We start from the raw sequence: 267 nt of genomic DNA, 5'->3' as shown, positions 1-267 counted from the left end.
ATAGAAAGGATAGCAACAGAAAATGCTGAATCAGTTAAAACAATCATTAAGACTCAACCTTGCGCTCACACTCGTTTGCCTCAGTCTGTTCTTGACCGCTTGTACAAATAAAATCACGACTAAAGCAGAATATATTTATCCGCCTCAAGCCTATACTGCACCTTGTGTCAAAACAGCATTTACTGGGGAAACATACGGCGATGTAGTCATACAGTTAGTTAAGGTAACCGCAGAGCGAGATAAGTGCGCAAGCCAAGTAGATCATCT

At 41.2% G+C, this 267-nt stretch carries 1 protein-coding gene; it reads left to right on the top strand.

What is annotated here, in order from left to right; genetic code table 11:
• Window positions 1-111: DUF2570 family protein (locus tag HMPREF2644_RS09090; protein WP_143422620.1), on the top strand; the 111-nt coding region annotated here is incomplete at its 5' end.
• Window positions 112-267 lie beyond the last annotated feature (156 nt).

Origin of the sequence: Haemophilus sp. HMSC071C11 (genome assembly GCF_001837655.1) — a bacterium.
GTDB classification, from domain to species: Bacteria; Pseudomonadota; Gammaproteobacteria; order Enterobacterales; family Pasteurellaceae; genus Haemophilus; species Haemophilus influenzae.
This window is presented reverse-complemented; position numbering and strand designations above follow the sequence as displayed.